General features: G+C 62.0%; 1 protein-coding gene. It reads right to left on the reverse strand.

Annotated features, from left to right (window positions below):
• Positions 1-353: DUF5801 repeats-in-toxin domain-containing protein (locus tag HB860_RS21995; protein ID WP_247627958.1), on the reverse strand; the 353-nt coding region annotated here is incomplete at both ends.

Raw genomic sequence — 353 nt, forward strand, 5'->3', positions numbered from 1 at the left:
ACGGCGCTGATCACCGGGTTGGCGCCGTCGCCGATGGTGACGCTCAGGGAAGAGGACACGGTATCCCCATCGCTGTCCGTGAGGGTAAAGCCCGCCTTCAGCAGGCTGTCCGCACTGCCCTGATCCAGCGGCTGGTTCAGGGTGAAGACGTAGTGACCTTTCTGATCCAGCGTCAGGGTAAACACATTCTGGCCGTTGACGCTGCCGCTGATGCTGTTGCCGTTGATGCTGATGACAACGGGTTGGCCGCCGCTGGTGAGCCCCAGCAGGCCCGGTTGGCTGGCATCGAAGCTGATATTAACCAGAGGATCGGTGCCGGCGGTGATATCGAGATCCCCGGTCAGGGTCTGACC

The sequence above is a fragment of the Aeromonas genomosp. paramedia genome (assembly GCF_023093515.1).
GTDB lineage: Bacteria > Pseudomonadota > Gammaproteobacteria > Enterobacterales > Aeromonadaceae > Aeromonas.